Raw genomic sequence first — 649 nt, forward strand, 5'->3', positions numbered from 1 at the left:
CTTGGTCCGGCCGGTGAACGCCCGGGCGACCCGGATCGTCGACATGACGGCTTCGGTGCCGGAATTGACGAACCGGACTTTGTCGAGTGAAGGAATGGCTTCCTTGATCATTTTGGCGAGGGTAATCTCGAGCGCCGTCGGGGTTCCGTACAGCACACCGTTCTCCGCAGCCTTTATAATCGCAGCGGTAATATGCGGATGGGCGAACCCAGTAATAACGGGACCGAAGGCCGCGAGATAATCGATGTAGCGATTACCGTCCTCGTCCCATAAATGGGCGCCGGCAGCGCGCTTCATGAAAACGGGCGCTCCGCCGCCCACCGCCTTGAAGGATCTGGAGGGGCTGTTTACGCCTCCGACGATATGCTGGAGCGCTTCCTGGTACAGCTGTTCTGAAGTGGAACGATTCATAAATGGGTCATCCTCTCGGCTCAGTGTTCTTGCTGAGCGCATATTTGGGTGAACGTGCGTCAACGGGCGGAAGGCGCCAATTCGCCGTCCGCCCGTAAGGGGCAATGCCTATTATGCTGTCTGCCGTATGACGACTCATGCGTTCTTTCCGAAGCTGTGCCGCCATAGCGGAGGAGACTGCAGCTCCGAAGGTAAATCTATTGTCCGGCTGCGGCTGCGGATGAAGCGGATGGGGAAG

Annotated in this window: 2 protein-coding genes; both read right to left on the bottom strand. The window is 58.2% G+C overall.

Going from position 1 to position 649, the window contains the following annotated elements; all coding sequences use genetic code 11:
• Positions 1-411, bottom strand: a 411-nt coding sequence (locus L691_RS30290; protein ID WP_036738478.1) for an aminotransferase class III-fold pyridoxal phosphate-dependent enzyme, incomplete at its 3' end; no start/stop codon positions are given.
• A 7-nt stretch (positions 412-418) separates the two neighbouring features.
• On the bottom strand, positions 419-649 hold a 231-nt coding region (locus L691_RS33860; RefSeq protein ID WP_232229288.1), incomplete at its 5' end, for a hypothetical protein.

Source organism: Paenibacillus zanthoxyli JH29 (assembly GCF_000520715.1).
In the GTDB taxonomy this organism is placed as follows: domain Bacteria; phylum Bacillota; class Bacilli; order Paenibacillales; family Paenibacillaceae; genus Paenibacillus_AQ; species Paenibacillus_AQ zanthoxyli.